Here is a 21,577-nt window from a genome sequence, read left to right on the forward strand (position 1 = left end):
ACCATCAAAAAGATTAACTAATTTTTGCTGATTGAATTTAAATCCTGTTGCTTCCCAATTATTTAACAAAGTGTATCTTCCTTTTTCGCCATCCAAAACAGCAAACTTACGTGCCCAAGCATGTAAATTTCTACTTGCCAAGCCCTTACCACTATTGCTGTAAGTAAAAATAAAAGCGGGGGTTTCAAAAATTTCATTCGGTTTTAAATGATATTCTGATGCATAATTATTTATTCCAGTTGCGATGTGCAGGTTATTTCTATTATCAATTTCAAAAGAAAACTTAAAATTACCAGTCCACGCTAAAGTACCTGCAATTAATTCGCCTGTATCTTCCGTGGATGGTTTATTACCCGTAGTTAGAAAAAAATGAGGTGCTTGATATTTATTAGCTCTTGTTCCTAATTTACTATCTATAATTTTTATACCACTGGTTAATTCTTGCTCTTGCATTGTCATCTCTTTCGCCCAATCTCCATGAAATTGAGTTAGAAAATATTTGTCAGCATTAAAATGTAGCATAGAGGAAGCATAGTTTGTTAGCACAATATCTTTCTTCTCTGCATTTTTAATAGTCACCCAGCTTTTAAAAACATTTTGCTCAGCATAAGCCAAATAATGAAGAGTTACTTCTGTGTTATAAACCTGATCTATTAAAAAAATATCAGTTTCTATAGAATTATCTGCCTTTTTTAACACTTTATGTTTAACATACCTTAATTCTAATGATGGATTTCCATCTGCATGAACAGCTCTTATTGCAGGTTCAAATTCAAACTCCATCCCACCTGCTGGATAAGCTTCAAATCTTTTATCCGAATAGCTATCATCAGAAAGTTTAACACCAAAATAACTTTGGTAAATCCTTTTGTTGTTACCAACTTTATAGATCAATTCCGTGTCTTTGCCAGAAATTTTTATTGTTGTAACTTCTTGTGCTAATGACTTTAATGAAGTAAGAATTATGAAAATGCAAAAGACTTTATTCATTATAACAAGTTTGGATAATCTGAAATTATGCCATCCACTTTTAATGATTTTAGCCGATTAATTTCTTCTGGAGTATTTACTGTCCATGGCACAACTTTAACACCATCTGCATGTGCCTTTTTCACTAAATCAGCGTCAACCATTGTATTGATTGGACTTAAAATAAATGGTTTAAATCCTAAATCGGCCATATTTTCTTCGTAAGTTTTTTTGTTGCTTACCAAAAATGATGTTCTTACACCAGGATATTCTTTATGAATAATTTGGATTGTCCTTTTATCAAATGATTGGATAACAACATAAGGTGTGATTTTCTTTTTTTCAATCACATCCATTAACAATTTTACAAAAACTGCAGGTTCAGGATTAACTACATTATCTCCTTTAACATCACATTTTGTTTCGATATTATAAAACAGTTGTTTTTTGTTTTTTAACTTGATTTCTTTTTGAACAGAATCAATTAAATCTGCCAATAAGGAAATGTGAGTTTTAATTCTTTTTTGTTGAGGAAAACCTGTATTTGCTTTAGTTCCGATATCAAAAGTCTTTAATAAATCATAGTCCATTTGATATATAGGATATTTTTTCGCATCCGTTTTAGGAATATCTTTTCCATCTGGCGTAAGCATAAAACCCGGACTTAAATAATCATCGTGTGTCACTACAACTTTGCCATCCTTTGTAATATGCGTATCCATTTCAAGTGTGGTTACTGCATCAAAAGTCATTGCATTTTGCATAGCGATGATGGTATTTTCGGGCATTAATCCTCTACCACCACGATGAGCTTCTGCGCTAAAAGAAGGGAAACTTACATTTTGCATATTCTTTTGTTGGATCGATTTACTACATCCAACTATTAAAGCTACACTCAAAAAACTGAAAAATATAGTTGATTTATTCATATTATGCTTCTGCTATAAATTGTTCGCCAAAACGATCTGTTGCTAATACTTTTACTTTTTTAACAGATGGATCAAAATGTGCCATAAACAAATGTTCTGTCATTCTAGGTTCTGCAAAAGTTCTTCCCATTGGTAATTTGTCTCCTTTAAACAAGGTTACAGATAATGGATCAAAGCCCTTTTGTTGCTCCATATTTCCCATGGCTTTACCGTCTAAAAAATATTCAACTTTCCACATCGCATCCCAATTCCAAATATTAGCAATTAAACGTTTCTGTCCAGTTAATTCGTCTACATAAATATGAACTTGCTCTTTCCTGTCTAGTCCAGTTCCTTGGTAATACCATTTTAGTTCAGTTCCATTAACTTCATAAACACCATATCCATTTGGCGTTCCATCCTCACAAATTGGACCAGTCCACCAAGCACCACAAACTGTACCATGATTGTGCTCATAAATATTATTCTTTAAGGTGTTTTTATTGTAATGTGTATGCCCAGACATGAAATGAACATTTGTAAAGCCATCTAATACTTTATATAAATCTTCATTGTTTTTCACAGCATTATGAATTGGAATATGTGCACAAATAATAAGTAAAGCATCCTTTGGTACATATTTTAAATCCTTTGCCATCCAGTCCAATTGAGCTTGAGTGATAAAACCATCGTAAGTACGCTCAACACCTAAATACCTTACATCATCTAAAACAATATAATGTGCTTTCCCTCGATTAAATGAATAATAAGTTGGTCCGTAATGTTCTTGAAAAGTTTTATCAGATGTTTCATCTCCGCCCATTCGGTAATCCATATCATGATTCCCTAAAGCTTGAAAAAATGGAATACCCATTTCAGTTACGGCTTTGTTATAGTCAACAAATAGCTCATGATTATCCCATACGATATCTCCTACACAAATACCATGAATTGGCGCATTTCCGAGTGATCTTATGATTTTCTTTGTATCCGGAACAGATGTATTCATCATTTTCTCTACATCTTTTTTATTCTTAACTTGAGGATCTGCCCAAATAATAAAATTGTGTCTATCATCTTTTTGAGACAATGCTTTTAACTCGAAGTTTAACTTTGAAGTTGTAGCTAAAGCTTCATAATGTTTAGCTAAATAGCTTTCTGTCTTAAATTCGTATCCGGATGGAGTACTTAACCAAACAAATTTGGCCAAAGGATTAATTTCAATGGTATAATTTCCTTGGGCATCAGTCTTTACCACATTAAATCCATCTGAAACTACAACATTAGAAATGCCTTTACCTTTACTCGTTATGCGTCCTGAAATTTTCTGATCTAAATCAAGGAAAGAAAAAGAATGTGCTTTTAAACTTACGAATAATGTAGTGGCTAATAAACTTGATTTCTGTATAAATGATCTTCTATTCATAGTATTTGTAGATGATTATTTTGACTTAAAGCTATTTTAAAAAAGCCAGCTATTTACTAGCTGACTTTTTATTTGATTTAATTAACTAGACTTGTTCCATCGCCCTCTATTTCAGATAATTGAGATGTTGGAGTCAATTTAACAGAGGTTAAAGTTCTACCAGAAACCCATCTACCTGAAGTTGCGTCGTAAACACCACCTAGTTTAGAAAAACTGGTTGCAGCAGATGGAAAGCTTAAACGACTAGTATTAGTGCCTGCTCCATAAAAATTCTGAGGTAAACGTGTAAGTGGATTAATTGTACTATAATAATCAGTGTTTGTAATTCTATAACCTACTTCTGGTGGGCCAGCGCTATAAAATACTCCTCCTGCACCACCGAAGAAAATTACATCTAATGGGATACTATTAATACCCACCGTTGTTCCAGAAAACACAGCAATCCCAGCTACGTTACCACTATTAGCTAAAAGGTTTGATGTTTTGGTTCCTATTCCGTCTGCTCCATTTAAGTTTGAATAATCTAAACTTACAATCCATTTAGAAGAACTTATATCAGTTGATACAACTGAAGAGGATCCATCTATATTTTTATTGGTTCCACCAACATAGAAATATTGGCCTTTTGACACAGTTCCAGAAGTTAAATTGAATTTATATGTCCTGCTTCCACCTGTATTCCAACCTAATGCAGGAGTAACACTTGCACCTGCATTATTAGTAGTATAAACAGCAAATGGAGTAGTTGCAAAATTAATATCCCTTGTTGCTATAAATTGGATATATTCATTATTACCATCACCGCCATTTGGATCTACCATATATCCTGTAATAATTACAGGTGAAAGTTTAGGTAATACAACAAAGAAAAAATCATCTGCATTACGCATCCATAAATTAATTTTAGCTGAAGCGCCAGAGCCAGAAATAAAAGGTATACCAGTAAAATTACCCGTTGGCAATACAGTATTTGAGGCAAAAGTAGCAGTTGTTTCAGTATGTATTGTTGCATTTCCGAAGCCATCATCAATCACGTGATCACCTGAATAAGTTGCATCAGCTGCAGGTTCTGGATCATATAATGCACTGCTAATTGTTACTAATGTACTTTCGTAAAAAGATGGATTTGCTAAAATTTTCCCAGTGTTTACTGCTTGTGTTCTTAAAGTTCTACCGCTAGCTACTTTTTTTACAGATGCATTGGTTACACCTACAATTTGCAGAATACCATTTACTCTTTTTAATGTGGCACCATCTACATTAATGTGGACAGAATCTCCAGGCGCATATTTTGAAGCATCGGCTCCAATGTTAAATGCCATACCCCTTAATGAATCAATACCATTACCAGCCATCCTACTATTCTGTAGAATTAATAAACCAGTAGGAGAATTTCCAGCACTAAAATCTGATATTACTATTCCTTTTATCGCAGTAGCTCCACCTAATAATTTTGCGTTTAGTACTAAATCGGTATTCTTATATAGTTTTTTTAAATCGAAGTTAGAAATAAAAGCACTCGGTGTACTCTTAACGTAATCGTCATCACGTTTACAACCTGTCCAAATACCAACAACTACCGTTAGTAAAAGAATATATTTAAATGTCATTTTCATATCTGATAATTATTTTAAGGTTTTTGCCACCAAACTAAAGTATTAATATTATCTGTACCTTGTGAGGCCACTACGTTTTTATAATTTGTTGGATTTGTAGATTGACTTATAGTTGGATAATTTAATCTAGCAGGCATTTTTCCTCCATTTGCCAAACCAGTGGCTGGGTTTAAGAAAGGATGTCCTGTTCTTCTAAACTCGAACCATTGTTGAAAATCTACTAAGAAATTAGCGTAATATTTTTGCAATTGGATTAACTCCATTTTACTTTGAGTACCACGAGTAGTTGTATTTAATGGATATGAATCTTTCCAATCAATATCTGCAGCTACAGCGTAAGCTTTAACCGCCGGATCATTTGGATTAATTAACAAAGTTGGCAACCAATAATTGATAGCATCTGCTATTCCTTTATAATAATAAGTTTCGCCTGTAGTGTTAATCCATCCTTTTGCGGCTGCTTCTGCTAAAATAAAATCAACTTCCGCAACATTCATTACAATACCTGTATAAGGATCTGTTTGCAGCGTAGTTGGATTATTTGTTTGTGCATCTGAATAAAAATAAGCTTGTTTAATGATTGTGCTTCCGCTAGAATAACCACTTGGTACACCTGCAAAACCATTAGGGCCTGGAGCTATACCCCATCTATTCACATTATTCTTTCCTAGTGACTGATTAATCCTTGGATCATTCCATGTTGTTAAATTATTGATGAAAAATTCTGCAATTGCAGGTGTTCTAAAATCAACAGGGCGAACACTTATCATAAATGGAGATGAAAATACTGCGGTACTACTATTTGTGCCATTCCAAAGTATTTTAGCAGTATGCGTGTTGTTCTGCATAATAGGATACTTAGCAGGATTAGTATCAATCATTTCTTTAAGTTTGGCAACTACTTGCGCATTAACATCCGCTTTGCCAGAAACTCGCATTAATAATCTTAGGTATAAAGAGTTACCCAATCTACGCCATTTAGCAACATCTCCTTGATATACAGGATCTCCCGTAGGTGTTATTGCCACACCGTCTGCTAATAACGTATTTGCGTCTTCCAATTTCTTAAATAAATCTAAATAGATATCTTTCTGTTTATCAAAAACTGGTTCTAAAACCCCCTCTTTACCTTGGTTAGCTTGAAGATATGGAACATCGCCATAAGTATCTGTAAGCAATTGAAAAACCCAAGCTTCTGTAATCATAGAAATAGCTTGGTAAGATTTATTTAAGCTTTCTGGTTTGCTTGCAATAGTTTTAATATCTCTTAGGTTAGTAAGCTCATTAAACCAAGTGTTCCATGTATAATCAGCAACATTAAGTCTAATATCATACCTAAACACTTTACCTTCAGAGTCACCAAGATCAACTGTAACTTGCATTAACTCATTATTAAAGCTTCGATTGCGCACCATGTTTGCATATAAAACATTTACTAAAGCCGGTGCCAATAATTGATTTGCTGTTGTTTTATTTTTTCCGATTGGATCTGTATTTACTTCGTTAAAATCTTTTTTACAAGAGAACGATGAAACACCTAGTACCGACAGCAATATATAACTGGTTATTTTCTTAATATTTTTCATTTCCTTTAAAATTATAGACCTACCACTAAACGTACACCATAAGTTCTAGTTGATGGCAATTGTCCGGTTTCAAAACCTTGCACAATATCAGAACCCGATAATGTTCCAAATTCTGGATCGAATGCTGGCCATGGCGACCATATAAATAAGTTACGACCATATACACCAATTGTTACTTTATTTAAGCCAAGGCTTTTAACAAAACTTGTCTTAAACATATAATTTAAATTTGCTTCTCTAAATTTAAGATAATCTGTTCTAAAAACACTTCCTTCTGCTTGATCAGAACCATAAAGCGAAGTATAATAACTCTCAAAATTAGTTGCAATAACATCATTGGTACGATAAGAGCCATCTGGGTTTTGTACAACTCCTTCTCCAACAACACCATTATATCTGCCAGGTAAAGTAATTTTAAGCTTACCTAAGGCTGCCATTCTAGAGAATGTTAAAGAGTGACCAACTGCACCTAATTGCGCATCAAATAATGCACTTACATTAAATTGTCTGTAAGTAACACCAGTTCCAAAGCTAAATCTAAATTTAGGCATGGTATTACCTAGATAAACTAAGTCTGTAGTGCTTTTTGCATTTCCTGTAGCCGCATCGTACACAATCTGACCATCTGGAGAGCGAAGAAAACCACGGCCAAATAAATCACCCATACTACCACCAACATTTGCTACAACTTGGCCACCACCTAAAGGACCGGTGCGTAATACAACAGAGCTATCTGCTAATTCTTTAATCGTGTTTCTATTAGCTGTGAAAGTACCGTTTAAGGTCCAGCTAAATTCTTTTGATTTTAATACTGTACCGTTTAATGAAAGCTCAATTCCTTTGTTATCAACACGACCAACATTGAAAACAGCTACATTATAACCAGTTGAACGATCAACAAGACGGTTTAGAATTTGATTTTTGGTATTACCAGCATAAACTGCAATATCAAAATTTAATCTGCTATTAAAGAACTTAAGTTCAGCACCTAACTCAATTGTTGTTGTTTTAAGCGGTTTCAAGTTTGGATTTGGTAAAACATTTGGATTAGTCATTGCGCTATCTGGGTAGATACCATTTGAAGCTAATACATAGTTATAAGCTGTGCGGTAAGGTGTTGTACCTCCGCTACCAACTTGAGAAATTGATGCCCTAAGTTTAGCAAAATTTATTGCTTTTGGCATTTTCCATAAGTCGGAAGCAACAAAAGATAAACTAGCAGATGGATAGAAGAAACCAACATTATCAGTACGTGTTGGAGTAGCTAATGTACTGCTCCAATCTTGGCGACCAGTTAAATCTAAGTATAAATAGTTTTTGTAAGTAAATGAAAAAGCTCCATAAAAACTATTAATTCTATATTTAGCTGTATCAGGAACAGAAATTAATGGATTTGCATTATTATCTAATCTATAAACACCAGGTACAACTAGCCCATCTGCACGAAGTTCTCCTTTACCATATTGATTTCTCATCATACTTCCTCCAGCAGTTGCAGAAACACGAAAATCTTGAGTAATTTTCTTATCATATTTTAGTAAGAAATCCGCATTAATTTCGTAAGAGTTAATATCTGTTGTACGATAAGAACCTTGAGCAAATTTGTTACCAGATGCATCATAAGGACGCAAAGTTTCACGGTTCTCTTTGTTATAATCTATTGATGAACGCACCAATAAGCTTAATTCATTTGTAAATTTATAATTTGCTTGTAAGCTTCCTAACCATCCGTTTCTTCTCTGCTTATTTAAATATTGTTCTGAAATAGCATAAGGACTTTCCGGATTGGTAGTTGTAATATTAACAAACTGTCGATTAACTAAACCTGGAGCCCAATAATCTCTATACCAATCTGTATTTACATTTGGTTGTGCAAACATAAACCAATACATTAATGATTGATTTCCGTATCCAGTTGCGGGAAGATTATCACTATTTCTATTATTATAAGCAACTTTTAATGATAAGCTTAATTTTTTTGTAATATCACTATTTGCAGATAATGAAGCTGACGTACGTTCTAAGCCTGTATTAGGAACAATCCACTCGTTACTTCCATGGCTTGCAGAAAAACGAAGCGAAACATTTTTTACACTACCAGATAAACTTACAGAATTTGTTGTTTCTAAACCAGTTTTGAAAAATGCATCGATTGGATTTTCATAAGCTACCCAAGGAGTTCTTGTTAATCCCCTAGTCTTCGTGGCTGGATCATATTGAAAGAAATTACCTCCAGCAGAAAATGGTGCGCCCCAACTTGCACTAGTTGCATTGGTACTTGCCCCATCATCTGTTGCACCGTAAGAGAAATATGAAACACCAAATTGACCTTGCCCATATTCTTGCTGAATATCTGGACTACGATTTACTTGCTCCCAAGTTGTATTAGAAGTAAAAGTTATACCTAATTTCTTTTGATTTTTATTTCCAGATTTTGTAGTAATAATAATAGCTCCATTAGCTCCTCTTTGTCCATAAAGTGCAGAAGCGCCTGGTCCTTTAAGTACGTTAACGCTTTCAATATCATCTGGATTTAAATCATTCAATGCACTTCCAAAATCTGCTGGCATAATATCTCCCGATGTTCCATAAACACCACCACCAGTAGAAGCAGTACGCCTTGCAGAGCTACTAGCTACAACTCCATCAATGACAATCAGAGCTTCGTTATCTCCAGTTAAGTTATTTTCTCCACGTAGAATAATTTTGTTTGATCCAGCTGGACCGCCATTACGAACAAGGTTTAAACCTGCAACTTTTCCAGATAAAGCATCTGTCCAGTTACTGGATACCGCATTTGTGAAACTGCTACTATCTAATTTAGTAGTTGCATACCCTAAAGATTTTTCTTCACGTTTGATACCTAAAGCAGTAACTACAACCTCATTAAGTTGACTTGAAGAGGATTTTACACGTATAGTTAAATTACTTTGGGCCTCGTTAAGTGTTCTTGTAGCTGTAGTATAACCAATCATAGTAAAGTTTACGGTTGTACCTTTTGGAACACTAATAGAAAAACCTCCATTTTCATTGGTAACGCCCCAAACTTTTTTAGCGTTATCAATAATTGTGATACCGGGTATTCCTTGCCCATCAGCATCATCTACAACAGTTCCTTTTACCGTAATATTTTGTACAGCTATTTGCTGTGCAAAAGATTTTTCGGAAGAAATTGTTAGTATTAAAGTACTAAGCAAAATAAGTTTACAGCAAAATATGCTGCTGTACATCAAATTGAAACTACTTTGTTTCTTGTAATGCTTTTCTGCGTCCTTAGTTTCACTACGCAATTGATGCCAAAGCAAGGCAAAATGTTGAGTAAATGTTTTGTTCATAATTTATTGATATATCCGGTTAGTTTATGCAAACAATTCGTCTTGCTACCGAAGTCGCAAAAGTAAATAGCTCTCATTAATCTAATATTAACTAATGGTTAATACCAGGTTATTATTATTACGATTTGTTTAATTTAATGTTATCAAACATTTCGATATAAAAATATAAAAACAAATTGAAACTAGTAATATTTTTTAAATTGGTATTGAAGATTTCTTTTTAAAGGACATATAAACACCAAATATTTATGATGTAATTAATGAAAATACAATATTAAATACATGTTTATTTTTGAAAAAAGCTTAAATAAAGACAAGAGAGAATGTTTTGCAATTAGATAATAAACATACTGTAACATTTCGCTTACAAAAACTATAAGGAGTAAGATTTAACTTTTAGGTTTTATGCTTTGCATCTATTAAAATTAACTAAAAAGAAAATAGCTGATATGTATTTCGAATGAAACACTTATCAAGAAATAAGAACTTTTAAAAAAGTTTATACAATTGTAACTGTAACACCCAGTCCTTCTAAATGATTTACGATTTGTTGAGAAATTCCTTTATCAGTTATGATATGATCAATATCTTCTAGTCCACAAATTTTTCCGAAACCTCTTTTTCCAAATTTTGTAGAATCAGCTAATACAATTGTTTTTTGAGAAACGTTAATCATTTTACGGTTTAAATGCGCTTCCATCGCGTTAGTTGTAGTTAAACCATAGTCCAAATCAATGCCATCTACCCCTAAAAACAATGTATTGAAATAAAAATCCTGTAATATCTGCTCCGCATAGGCACCCATAACTGAAGAGGAACTTTTACGCATTAAACCACCCAATTGTATCACTTCTACACCCGGCTCGCTTACTAATTCTAGTGCAATATTTAAAGCGGATGTTACCACTGTTAAATTTAGTCCTGAAGGAATATTCTTTACAAAATAAAGTAATGTTGTACCTGATGCAATTACAATTGAATCATTTTCTTTCAAAAGTTGTACTGCCGCAATTCCGATTTTATTCTTTTCGGCAGATTGTATTTTTTCCTTCTCGTTTACAGGACGATCTACTGTGTATGGATTATTAACTGTGGCACCACCATGCGTTCTAAAAAGAAGATTCTTATCCTCTAATAATTTTAAATCTTTTCTTATAGTTACAGACGAGACCTTTAACTCTTTGCACAATTCCACAACATTAATATACTGATCTTTTTGAATGCGGTTTAGTATAAACTGGTGCCTTTCAGCTAAATTCATCATAATTATGAGATTATCAATTTCTGCAAAATAATAAAAATAAGCAGTCAATTTGTTTACGAATTATAAAAATAATAATTTTTTAATACACATTATATATTATTTCCATAACTATTACTTATAATTGCTTATTGTTTCGTTTTATTTCTTTTTAATGAAAAGGCTACATAACTATAGTATAGAAGATAACTCAAATTGGGATATAATCATCATTGGCGGCGGTGCCACAGGTTTGGGTACTGCACTTGATGCGGCAAGTAGAGGTTTAAAAACTTTATTAGTAGAGCAATCAGATTTTGCTAAAGGAACTTCAAGTAGAAGTACCAAATTGGTACATGGCGGGGTAAGGTATTTAGCACAAGGTGATATCGGACTTGTAAAACATGCTTTAAGAGAAAGAGGATTACTAGCTCAAAATGCCGCTCATTTAGTACATAAAGAAAAATTCATCATTCCATGCTACGATTGGTTTTCTATTGCTAAATATTTAACTGGACTTACACTTTACGATTGGCTTGCAGGAAAATTTAGCTTTGGAGCATCTAAATATCTTTCGAAAAAAGAAACCTTAAACTTAATGCCTGGCATAAAAGAAAAAGGACTTAAGGGTGCGATTAGTTATTACGATGGGAAATTTGATGATGCTAGACTAGCTATTAATATTGCACAAACAGCTGTAGAGTTAGGTGCTACATTAATCAATTATATGAAAGTAGTAAACTTAATTAAAAAAGGCAATGATGTTGTTGGTGTTGAAACTGAAGACACATTAACAAATGCAAAATTTAAGTTGAATGCTAAAGTTATAATTAATGCAACTGGCGTTTTTGTTGATGAGATTTTACAAATGAACAATCCAACAGCTAAAAAAATGGTTCGTCCAAGTCAGGGAGTTCATATTGTATTAAGAAAAGAATTTCTAAATAGTGAATCAGCTTTAATGATTCCAAAAACCGCAGATGGTCGTGTGCTTTTTGCAGTTCCATGGCATGAGCATTTATTAGTTGGCACTACCGACACACCACTAGGCGAACATAGCTTAGAACCTAGAGCATTAAAAGAAGAAACTGATTTTATTTTAAATACAGCAGGTGCTTATTTTAAAAAGAAACCAGGAGAGAAAGATATTTTAAGTGTATTTTCTGGCTTAAGACCTCTTGCCGCCCCTACGGACGCAAATAGCAATAGTACAAAAGAGATTAGCCGCGATCATAAGCTAATCGTTTCAGCAAAAGGCTTAATCACAATTACTGGCGGTAAATGGACCACTTACCGAAGAATGGCAGAAGAAACTATTGATTTGGCTATTCAACATAGTGGTTTTGCACCCAAAGTATGTGCAACCAAGAATTTGAAAATTCATGGCTCTGTATTGGCAAATGATGATCAATATTTGAATATTTATGGTTCAGATAGGCAGTTCATTGAAGATTTATGCAAACAGCATCCTGAATTAAATAAAAAACTACATCCTAATTTTCCGTACACAGAAGCTGAAGTAGTTTGGTCTATCAGAAATGAAATGGCTGAAACGGTTGAAGATATTTTAAGTAGAAGATTAAGAGTTCTTTTTATTGATGCAACAGCTGCAATTGAAATGAGCGCTAAGGTAGCATCAATTTTAGCAACAGAATTAGGAGCAAATAAAGAGTGGGAAGAAAATCAAATAGAAATATTTAATAAATTAGCTTCTGGATATATTTATCACGCAGAAAAACCTAGAGAAAAAGAGGCTTTGGCGAGCTAAAAACCTAACCAAAATAAATTATGAGCAATTATATCTTATCTCTCGATCAGGGAACCACAAGTTCGAGAGCTATTATTTTTAACCATGATGGTGAAATAGTCGCCATTGCGCAAAAAGAATTTAAACAATTTTATCCTCATGCTGGTTGGGTAGAACACGATCCTTTGGAAATATGGTCTACACAATTATCTGTTGCGGCAGAAGCAATTGTAAAAGCTGGTTTATCTGCAAAAGATATTAATTCGATCGGAATTACTAACCAGAGAGAAACCACCGTGGTTTGGGATAGAGAAACTGGGCAACCTATTTATAATGCTATTGTTTGGCAAGATAGACGTACATCCGCCTATTGCGATGAAATTAGAAAACAAGGTTTAGCTAAAAAAATTCAAGACAAAACAGGGTTAATTATAGATTCCTATTTTTCAGCAACCAAAGCGAAATGGATTTTAGAAAACGTGCCAGGTGCAAAAGAAAAAGCTGATGCTAGGAAATTGGCGTTTGGCACAATTGACACTTGGCTTATATGGAAATTAACTAATGGCGCTACTCATGTTACCGATGTGAGTAATGCTTCTCGTACCATGATGTACAACATCCATACGTTAAAATGGGATGAAGAATTGTTGGAATTGTTTGGTATTCCAACATCAATGTTACCAGAAGTAAAATCATCTAGTGAGGTGTATGGTGAAACTGCAGGAAATATATTAGCGGCAAAATTGCCTATAGCTGGAATAGCTGGTGATCAGCAATCCGCTTTATTTGGGCAAATGTGTACTGAACCAGGTATGGTGAAAAACACATATGGCACTGGATGTTTTATGTTAATGAACATTGGTAAAACACCAAAAATATCAGCAAATAATCTGCTTACCACCATTGCTTGGAAAATTAATAATGAGGTTTTTTATGCATTGGAAGGAAGTATTTTTATCGGCGGAGCTGTAGTACAATGGTTAAGAGATGAATTGGGTATGATTTCTAAATCTGCTGATGTTGAAACTTTAGCAGCTAAAGTAAAAGATACACAAGGTGTTTACATTGTTCCAGCATTTGCTGGATTAGGCGCTCCACATTGGGATCAACATGCTCGTGGAACCATAACAGGTTTAACAAGAGGAACTAACAAATCACATATTGCAAGAGCTGCTTTAGAAAGTATAGCTTATCAAACTATGGATGTTTTAAAAGCCATGGAAGCAGATGCTGGTGTTGCCATAGCCGAGTTAAGGGTAGATGGTGGTGCAACAGCAAACAATTTGTTAATGCAATTTCAGGCTGATTTATTAAACTGTAAAGTAATCAGACCAGAAGTTACAGAAGTTACTGCTATCGGAGCCGCTTATTTAGCTGGTTTAGCCACTGGTTTTTGGGATAGTGTAGATCAAATTAGATCACAATGGAAAATTAATAGAACATTTGTAGCTGAAGAGGGCATTGATAACACTGAACGTGTAAAAGGTTGGAACAGAGCTATAAAAGCAGCTAGAGTTAACGCAGAAGATCAAAATTAAACCAAATAAACAAATTTATATGAACGTATATCTTGCAGAATTCATTGGCACAGCGCTAATGATCTTATTAGGCAATGGCGTTGTAGCTAATGTTGTACTAAAAGGAACAAAAGGTAACAATAGCGGTTGGATTGTAATTACCACAGCTTGGGCACTTGCTGTATTTGTTGGCGTGGTGGTTGCAGGACCACATAGTGGAGCTCATTTAAATCCCATTGTAAGTTTAGGTTTAGCGATTGCTCATAAATTTGAATGGGCTTTAGTTCCAGGTTATATGGCAGCTCAAATTGGTGGCGCAATGACTGGCGCTCTATTAGTTTGGCTAATTTACAAAGACCATTTCAATGCAACAGACGATCAAGGCCTAAAAGCAGCACCTTTTGCTACTGCTCCAGCAATTAGAAATTATACATCTAATTTACTCTCAGAAATAATAGGGACTTTTGTGTTAATTTTCGTTATTTTCTATTTTACAGATGCTAGTATGGGTACAAAAGAAGAACCAACACCAGTTGGACTAGGTTCTCTTGGTGCAATTCCTGTTGCCTTTCTGGTGTGGGTAATTGGTTTAGCCTTAGGTGGAACTACGGGTTATGCAATTAATCCAGCTAGAGACTTAGGCCCAAGAATTATACATGCAATTATTCCTATGAAAGGGAAAGGCAGCAGTGATTGGGCTTACGCGTGGGTACCTATTTTAGGGCCAATCATAGGTTCCTCATTAGCAGCGCTCGCTTTTTTAGCACTAAAATAAGCTAATTAAATATACTAGAAAGCCTCGATAATATCGGGGCTTTCTTTATTTTTGAGAAGATGACCCAAGCAGAAAATTTTCTTCAACAAAAGTTAAAAGAAAGAACAGATAAAGGATTGTTAAGAAAACTAACAAATCTCTTTCTACCAGTAGATTTCTGCTCAAATGATTATTTAGGTTTCGCTCGTTCTGCAGCATTAAAAAAACTAATTGAAGAGCAAATATCAAATATAAAACCTTATCAAAATGGATCTGGTGGTTCTCGATTATTGAGTGGAAATCATCCATATACAGAAAAAACAGAACAATTTATTGCCGATTTTCATCAGGCAGAAACTGGTTTAATTTTCAACTCCGGTTACGATGCGAATGTTGGCTTGTTGTCTTCTATCCCACAACGTGGAGATACAATTATTACTGATGAACTAATTCATGCAAGTTTAATTGATGGCGCAAGATTAAGTTATGCAGAACGATATAAATTCAAGCACAATGATTTAGCAGATCTCGAACAGAAACTGAAAGCTGCCAAAGGTTTAATTTACGTTGTCGTAGAAAGTGTATATTCTATGGATGGAGATTTAGCTCCACTCCAAGAAATAAGTAATTTATGTAAACTATATAATGCTCACTTAATTGTAGATGAAGCACATGCGACAGGTGTTATTGGTGAGCAAGGAAAAGGGCTAGTTGTAAAATTAAGTCTAGAAAATGATGTTTTTGCTCGTATCGTAACTTTCGGCAAAGCTCTTGGTACTCACGGTGCCATAGTTTTAGGCAGTGAAAATTTACGTAATTACTTGACTAATTTCGCCCGTTCGTTTATTTACACCACTGCTGCACCTTTACACAATATTGCAGCTATAAATTGTGCTTATCAGCTATTAACCAAAGGTGATGAAACCAATGAGATCACAAAAAAAATAAATCTTTATAATCATTTAATTAAGGATTTGGACTTATCCATTATCCCAAGTCAAAGCGCAATTCAAACTATTCTGTTTAATAGTAATGAAAGAGCCAGAACTGCCGCTAAAAATCTTCAAGATAAAGGGTATGATGTGAAGGCCATTTTAAGTCCGACTGTACCAGAAGGAAAAGAACGTTTGAGAATTTGTTTGCACACGTATAACAGTGATGAAGAAATCATCTATTTAGCAAATCATTTAAAAGAATTACAATAAGCATGGCTGAAAATTATTTCATTACCGGAATTGGAACCGGAATTGGAAAAACAATTGTAAGTGCAATTTTAACCGAAAAATTAAAAGCAGATTATTGGAAACCAATTCAATCTGGCGATTTAGAGCAAAGTGATAGTTTAGCTATAGAAAACTTGATTAGCAATTCTAAGACCAAAATTCATCCAGAAACTTATCGATTAAACAATCCTCTTTCCCCTCACCTATCCGCAAGATTAGATGGAATACAAATTGAATTAAATGAATTTCATCTTCCAAAAATTGAGAACTCTTTAATAATTGAAGGTGCCGGCGGCTTACTGGTTCCACTAAATGATTACGAGTTAATTTTAGATTTAATCAAGCATCTAAATGTTCAAGTTATTGTAGTTTCACAAAATTACTTAGGGAGTATAAATCACACATTACTTACTGTCAATGCATTAAACCAACATAACATTCGAATAAAAGGAATAATTTTTAATGGAGAGCCAAACTTCGAAACTGAGAATTATATTTTAAAGTATGCACAAGTTTCTTGCTTGGGCAAAATCCCTTTGTTAAAAAATGTCAATAAGCAAGCAATTATCGAAGCTGGAAATTATTTAACGTTTGAAAAATAATTAGCCCTAAGGAGATTATCATGTCAATTCACTTCTCCCAATGACGATGTGAATTATTAGAAATTGTTTGCTAAACCTTGAATGTCAGAAAATTAAACATAAAAAAAGGCGAACATTAAGCTCGCCTTTTTCTTTTAAACTGTATTCTTATTTTACTGCATCAATAATAGCTTTGAAAGCATCTTTATGGTTCATTGCTAAATCTGCTAAAACTTTACGATTTAAGCCGATGTTTTTTGCAGCCAATTTACCAATTAATTGAGAGTAAGATACACCGTGCTCACGTGCTCCAGCGTTAATACGTTGGATCCACAATCCGCGGAATTCTCTTTTCTTAACTTTACGGTCACGGTATGCATATTGCAAACCTTTTTCTACCGTGTTTTTAGCAATGGTAAATACCTTGCTTCTTGATCCCCAATAGCCTTTGGCCATATTTAGGACTTTTTTTCTTCTGCGTCTAGCAGCTACTGCGTTTACCGAACGTGGCATAATGTGTTGTTTTTGATAAGCGGTGTTGCGTTAGCAATCTTAGGTACCGAGTATCTGGTTAAAAATTAATTATTTACCGATTGCAAGCATACGTTTAACGTTGCCCATATCAGCGTTACTTACCAGACTTGTCTGGCCTAAATTACGCTTACGTTTAGTACTCATTTTTGTTAAAATGTGACTTTTGTATGCGTTCTTTCTTGAGATTTTCCCTGTTCCAGTAAGCGAAAAACGCTTTTTAGCACTGGAATTGGTTTTCATTTTTGGCATAACCCTGTTTTAATTTATATAATTTATTACTTCTTTGCTACTTTAGGTGCTAATGTTAAAAACATACGCTTCCCTTCTAATTTAGGCAATAATTCTACTTTACCTATATCTTCTAGTGCTTGAGCAAACTTTAACAATAAGATTTCACCTTGTTCTTTGTAAACAATAGCTCTACCTTTAAAGTGAACATAAGCTCTTACTTTTTCACCGTTTTCTAAAAAGCTAACCGCATGTTTTAGTTTAAATTGAAAATCGTGATCGTTCGTATTAGGTCCGAAACGAATTTCTTTAATAACAGTTTGTTTAGCATTCGCCTTTATCTCTTTTTGCTTTTTCTTTTGTTCGTAAACAAATTTGCTATAATCGATAATGCGGCAAACAGGTGGTACTGCGTTTGGAGAAATCTCAACTAAATCAAGCTCCAATTCATCAGCAAGTGCCAAAGCTTTTGCCAAAGGGTAAATTCCTGGCTCAACATTATCTCCAGCTAATCTCACCTCTTGAGCTCTGATATACTGATTAATATTATGTTCTGCTTCTTTTTTCTTAAAAGGAGGACGTGGTCCCCTATTAAATCCTGGTCTTCCTAATGCCAAATGTAAATCCTGTTAAACTGTTATTTCTTTACTAATTAATGCGCTAAACTCTGCTAATGTCATACTACCTAAATCTCCTTCTCCGTGTTTGCGAACAGAAACTTTTCCTTCTTCTGCTTCCTTTTCACCGATTATGAGCATATAGGGTAATTTTTTAACCTCAGCATCTCTGATTTTCCTTCCAATCTTCTCATCTCGAAAGTCTATCAGCCCGCGAATATCGGAATTATTTAGTTCATCTGAAACTTTTTTTGCATATTCTTCATACTTTTCTGAGATAGGAAGAATAATATATTGTTCTGGAGAAAGCCATAATGGGAAGTTTCCAGCACAATGTTCTATTAATACTGCTACAAAACGCTCCAATGAACCAAATGGTGCACGATGAATCATGACAGGACGATGTTTTAAATTATCGCTCCCTGTATATTCCAATTCAAAACGTTCAGGCAAATTGTAATCTACCTGAATAGTGCCCAATTGCCATTTTCTACCCAAAGCATCCTTCACCATAAAATCTAGTTTGGGCCCGTAAAAAGCAGCTTCTCCAAGTTCAACAACAGTTGGTAAACCCATTTCTTCTGCAGCCTCAATAATCGCAGTCTCAGCTAATTTCCAATTCTCATCAGAGCCAATATATTTTGCTTTATTTTCTGGATCACGTAAAGATATTTGAGCAATATAATTGTCAAATCCTAATGATTTGAAAACATATAATACAAGGTCGATTACTTTTTTAAACTCTTCTTTAACTTGATCAGGTCGACAGAATAAATGCGCATCATCTTGAGTAAAACCACGTACACGAGTTAAACCGTGTAATTCCCCACTTTGCTCGTAGCGATAAACTGTACCAAACTCCGCAAAACGAACTGGTAAATCTTTGTAAGAGCGAGGTTTGAATTTATACATTTCGCAGTGATGCGGACAATTCATTGGTTTTAAGAAAAACTCCTCTCCTTCTTGTGGAGTTTTTATAGGCTGAAAACTATCCTTGCCATATTTATCGTAATGACCAGAAGTCACGTATAAATTTTTATGTCCGATATGTGGCGTAATTACTTGTTCATAACCAGATTTAACCTGTGCTTTGGTTAAAAATTGAACTAAACGTTCACGTAAAGCAGTTCCTTTCGGCAACCACATTGGTAAACCTGCACCAACTTTATCAGAGAACATAAACAGTTCTAATTCTTTACCAAGCTTACGGTGATCACGTTTTTTAGCCTCTTCGATCATTAACAAGTACTCTGTTAATTCACTAGCCTTTGGAAAAGTTACACCATAAATACGAGTTAATTGTTTTTTAGTTTCGTCTCCACGCCAATATGCACCAGCAACATTCATCAACTTTATGGCTTTAATAAAACCAGTATTTGGAATATGTGGTCCACGGCATAAGTCTGTAAATTCACCTTGAGTATAAAAAGTGATTTTTCCATCGTCTAAACCTTGTAAAAGATCTAGCTTATACTCATCTCCTTTTTCCGTAAAATATTGAATTGCATCAGCTTTGCTCACGCTTTTTCTGCTAAACTCTTCTTTTTGCTTGGCCAGTTCTAGCATTTTGGTTTCGATTGCTTTGAAATCGTCTGAAGAAAATTCTCTATCTCCAAAGTCTACATCGTAATAAAAACCAGTCTCAATGGCTGGGCCAATACCAAATTTTGTACCTGGATAAAGTGCTTCTAAAGCTTCAGCCATTAAGTGAGCTGATGAATGCCAAAATGTTGCTTTACCAGCAGTATCATTCCAAGTTAATAATTTAACGGTAGAATCAGCTTCGATTGCACGAGAAGAGTCCCAGATTTCTCCGTTAACTTCTGCTGCTAAAACGTTTCTTGCTAAGCCTTCTGAGATAGATAAGGCAATTTGATGGGCAGTTGTGCCCTTTTCATACTGACGGCTAGAACCATCAGGTAAAGTAATGTTAATCATCTACAACTATGATTTAAAGGTTAATAAAATTGCTTAATAAAATCACATACAAAGTGATTTTCGAAATGCAAAGATGCCGATTTTATAGTAGATTTCAAAGTATAAATGCTTCTTTCGGAATTTTTAAACAGCTTTTTTTAGCTTATTTTTCAAATATTCACGTATTGGAATATCTATAAATTTCATAACTAAATAGGCTAAAATGATTAATGATATTACCGAAATGGGAATAACGATTGCTAATAACGAAAGCGGCGGTTTAACTACTAGAACATATGTTAAGAATATCCAGACAAATGGATAATGCGTCATGTACAAAGGATACGATATTTCTCCAGATAGTTTAGTGATTTTTGTATGAGATAATTTTAAAATCGATCCAGCACCCAAAGAAACTAATAATGGAAAATAAAATATAACGATAATTGGTTCAACAATCCAGTTGTATTCATCTCTATACGGTGTTAAAAATGCAAAGAGCAAAAGGACGCTTAAACCTAAAAAGCCTAATTTATTTTTAATAATCCAATTGGAGCGATATACTAACATACCAGCTACAAACGAAAAAAGCACTCTTGCTCCTCCATCCCAAAAGTTTTGTCCACCCCAGCCTCCACTTATATTTGTGGAATGGATGGCTACATAACAAAGAATAACCGCTCCAACGAAAGCTAAAGCTACTAATATCTTTTTGGGTGCTTTGAAAAGTAGTAAAGCATAAAAAATATTTGCAATATACTCCCAAAAAAGCGACCAAGCTGGCGCATTTAAACTGAAAAGGTTGGTATATCGCTCTGCCATAACTGGATATGGAATCAAGAAAACAGAAGACAAGAAAATTAATGCGGTTTTACCAAATCCGTAAACAGCATAAAAACTGCTAAATGGATCAAAAAGAAAAGTTAATAAACCTAATATAGAACCAATTATAACCAATGGCTGTAAACGAATAAGCCTTAGTTTAATAAACTGCCAAGTGGTCATTTTCGCTATTCTATTATCGTAGGCATAAGCTATTACAAAGCCCGATAAACAGAAAAAGAAATCAACTGCCAAGTAACCATGACCAATAAAATTTTTACTGTAATCGGTAATGGCAATCTCCATAAAATGAAAGATGACCACAACTATAGCGGCCACCCCTCTTAGGCCATCTAATATTTCGAAATGTTGTTTTGTTTTTAATAGATCGACATTGCTTTGTGTGGTATTCATCCAAGTCTCAATGTTTTGTATGGTTCAATAATAACCATTTGAGAATTATGCACAAAGAAATAAATACATTATTAGTTTTTATGTGAAGAACCCAAAGGATTTAAATTCTTCATAAAATGTGGTCAACAAAAAAGCCCTCGATA

General features: G+C 34.2%; 17 protein-coding genes. 5 read left to right on the forward strand and 12 right to left on the reverse strand.

The window, feature by feature from the left end; all coding sequences use genetic code 11:
* The 7 genes from WC622_RS08090 to WC622_RS08120 form a co-directional block, all read right to left on the reverse strand.
* Positions 1-990, reverse strand: a 990-nt coding sequence (locus WC622_RS08090) for a glycoside hydrolase family 36 N-terminal domain-containing protein (protein WP_372818996.1), incomplete at its 3' end; no start/stop codon positions are given.
* Positions 990-1,898 (reverse strand): glycerophosphodiester phosphodiesterase family protein, encoded by a 909-nt coding sequence (locus WC622_RS08095; protein ID WP_372818998.1) that lies wholly within the window; start codon positions 1,896-1,898, stop codon positions 990-992. The genes WC622_RS08090 and WC622_RS08095, both read right to left, overlap by 1 nt.
* Before the next feature lies 1 nt (position 1,899).
* Positions 1,900-3,303 carry a calcineurin-like phosphoesterase C-terminal domain-containing protein gene (locus WC622_RS08100; RefSeq protein ID WP_372819000.1) on the reverse strand — a complete coding sequence of 468 codons (1,404 nt, stop codon included), beginning with the start codon at positions 3,301-3,303 and terminating at the stop codon, positions 1,900-1,902.
* A gap of 77 nt (positions 3,304-3,380) precedes the next feature.
* Complete coding sequence (locus WC622_RS08105; protein ID WP_372819002.1) at positions 3,381-4,919, reverse strand: DUF5689 domain-containing protein; 1,539 nt, start codon at positions 4,917-4,919, stop codon at positions 3,381-3,383.
* 14 nt (positions 4,920-4,933) lie between these two features.
* Entirely contained in the window at positions 4,934-6,505 is a 1,572-nt protein-coding gene (locus WC622_RS08110; protein WP_372819004.1) for a SusD/RagB family nutrient-binding outer membrane lipoprotein, read from the reverse strand.
* Positions 6,506-6,516: 11 nt separating this feature from the next.
* Entirely contained in the window at positions 6,517-9,840 is a 3,324-nt protein-coding gene (locus WC622_RS08115; RefSeq protein ID WP_372819006.1) for a SusC/RagA family TonB-linked outer membrane protein, read from the reverse strand.
* Positions 9,841-10,339: 499 nt separating this feature from the next.
* Complete coding sequence (locus WC622_RS08120; protein ID WP_372819008.1) at positions 10,340-11,104, reverse strand: DeoR/GlpR family DNA-binding transcription regulator; 765 nt, start codon at positions 11,102-11,104, stop codon at positions 10,340-10,342.
* Positions 11,105-11,255: 151 nt separating this feature from the next.
* Between WC622_RS08120 and WC622_RS08125 the strand changes: the two genes are divergently transcribed.
* Genes WC622_RS08125 through bioD form a run of 5 tightly spaced genes read left to right on the forward strand, consistent with a single transcriptional unit; the run spans position 11,256 to position 16,923 of the window.
* Positions 11,256-12,848: a glycerol-3-phosphate dehydrogenase/oxidase gene (locus WC622_RS08125; protein WP_372819010.1), complete on the forward strand. Its 1,593-nt coding sequence runs from the start codon at positions 11,256-11,258 to the stop codon at positions 12,846-12,848.
* Positions 12,849-12,868: 20 nt separating this feature from the next.
* Complete coding sequence (glpK, locus tag WC622_RS08130) at positions 12,869-14,365, forward strand: glycerol kinase GlpK (RefSeq protein WP_372819012.1); 1,497 nt, start codon at positions 12,869-12,871, stop codon at positions 14,363-14,365.
* 19 nt (positions 14,366-14,384) lie between these two features.
* Positions 14,385-15,119, forward strand: coding sequence for an MIP/aquaporin family protein (locus WC622_RS08135; RefSeq protein WP_372819014.1), 735 nt, complete (start codon positions 14,385-14,387; stop codon positions 15,117-15,119).
* Between the two features lie 59 nt (positions 15,120-15,178).
* Positions 15,179-16,303, forward strand: coding sequence for an aminotransferase class I/II-fold pyridoxal phosphate-dependent enzyme (locus WC622_RS08140; RefSeq protein WP_372819016.1), 1,125 nt, complete (start codon positions 15,179-15,181; stop codon positions 16,301-16,303).
* Positions 16,304-16,305: 2 nt separating this feature from the next.
* Positions 16,306-16,923: a dethiobiotin synthase gene (bioD, locus tag WC622_RS08145; protein ID WP_372819018.1), complete on the forward strand. Its 618-nt coding sequence runs from the start codon at positions 16,306-16,308 to the stop codon at positions 16,921-16,923.
* A gap of 147 nt (positions 16,924-17,070) precedes the next feature.
* On the opposite strand, the gene rplT is transcribed toward bioD, so the two are convergent.
* From rplT to WC622_RS08170, 5 genes are all read right to left on the reverse strand, one after another.
* Positions 17,071-17,415 (reverse strand): 50S ribosomal protein L20, encoded by a 345-nt coding sequence (gene rplT / locus WC622_RS08150; protein WP_055131818.1) that lies wholly within the window; start codon positions 17,413-17,415, stop codon positions 17,071-17,073.
* Between the two features lie 69 nt (positions 17,416-17,484).
* Positions 17,485-17,685 carry a 50S ribosomal protein L35 gene (rpmI, locus tag WC622_RS08155; RefSeq protein ID WP_173269083.1) on the reverse strand — a complete coding sequence of 67 codons (201 nt, stop codon included), beginning with the start codon at positions 17,683-17,685 and terminating at the stop codon, positions 17,485-17,487.
* Between the two features lie 26 nt (positions 17,686-17,711).
* Positions 17,712-18,281 carry a translation initiation factor IF-3 gene (gene infC, locus WC622_RS08160; RefSeq protein ID WP_055131820.1) on the reverse strand — a complete coding sequence of 190 codons (570 nt, stop codon included), beginning with the start codon at positions 18,279-18,281 and terminating at the stop codon, positions 17,712-17,714.
* Between the two features lie 12 nt (positions 18,282-18,293).
* Entirely contained in the window at positions 18,294-20,219 is a 1,926-nt protein-coding gene (gene thrS / locus WC622_RS08165) for a threonine--tRNA ligase (protein ID WP_372819021.1), read from the reverse strand.
* Positions 20,220-20,342: 123 nt separating this feature from the next.
* On the reverse strand, positions 20,343-21,434 hold the full coding sequence (locus WC622_RS08170) for an acyltransferase family protein (protein WP_372819023.1): 1,092 nt from the start codon (positions 21,432-21,434) through the stop codon (positions 20,343-20,345).
* Between the last annotated feature and the right edge of the window lie 143 nt (positions 21,435-21,577).

It is taken from the genome of Pedobacter sp. (assembly GCF_041662865.1).
Lineage (GTDB): Bacteria > Bacteroidota > Bacteroidia > Sphingobacteriales > Sphingobacteriaceae > Pedobacter.

Excerpts from the sequence above, each read along its gene's own strand:
- WC622_RS08095 (WP_372818998.1), bottom strand. The coding sequence starts at position 1,898 with ATGAATAAATCAACTATATTTTTCAGTTTTTTGAGTGTAGCTTTAATA.
- WC622_RS08100 (WP_372819000.1), bottom strand. The coding sequence starts at position 3,303 with ATGAATAGAAGATCATTTATACAGAAATCAAGTTTATTAGCCACTACA.
- WC622_RS08105 (WP_372819002.1), bottom strand. The coding sequence starts at position 4,919 with ATGAAAATGACATTTAAATATATTCTTTTACTAACGGTAGTTGTTGGT.
- WC622_RS08110 (WP_372819004.1), bottom strand. The coding sequence starts at position 6,505 with ATGAAAAATATTAAGAAAATAACCAGTTATATATTGCTGTCGGTACTA.
- WC622_RS08115 (WP_372819006.1), bottom strand. The coding sequence starts at position 9,840 with ATGAACAAAACATTTACTCAACATTTTGCCTTGCTTTGGCATCAATTG.
- WC622_RS08120 (WP_372819008.1), bottom strand. The coding sequence starts at position 11,104 with ATGATGAATTTAGCTGAAAGGCACCAGTTTATACTAAACCGCATTCAA.
- WC622_RS08125 (WP_372819010.1), top strand. The coding sequence starts at position 11,256 with ATGAAAAGGCTACATAACTATAGTATAGAAGATAACTCAAATTGGGAT.
- glpK (WP_372819012.1), top strand. The coding sequence starts at position 12,869 with ATGAGCAATTATATCTTATCTCTCGATCAGGGAACCACAAGTTCGAGA.
- WC622_RS08135 (WP_372819014.1), top strand. The coding sequence starts at position 14,385 with ATGAACGTATATCTTGCAGAATTCATTGGCACAGCGCTAATGATCTTA.
- WC622_RS08140 (WP_372819016.1), top strand. The coding sequence starts at position 15,179 with ATGACCCAAGCAGAAAATTTTCTTCAACAAAAGTTAAAAGAAAGAACA.
- bioD (WP_372819018.1), top strand. The coding sequence starts at position 16,306 with ATGGCTGAAAATTATTTCATTACCGGAATTGGAACCGGAATTGGAAAA.
- rplT (WP_055131818.1), bottom strand. The coding sequence starts at position 17,415 with ATGCCACGTTCGGTAAACGCAGTAGCTGCTAGACGCAGAAGAAAAAAA.
- rpmI (WP_173269083.1), bottom strand. The coding sequence starts at position 17,685 with ATGCCAAAAATGAAAACCAATTCCAGTGCTAAAAAGCGTTTTTCGCTT.
- thrS (WP_372819021.1), bottom strand. The coding sequence starts at position 20,219 with ATGATTAACATTACTTTACCTGATGGTTCTAGCCGTCAGTATGAAAAG.
- WC622_RS08170 (WP_372819023.1), bottom strand. The coding sequence starts at position 21,434 with ATGAATACCACACAAAGCAATGTCGATCTATTAAAAACAAAACAACAT.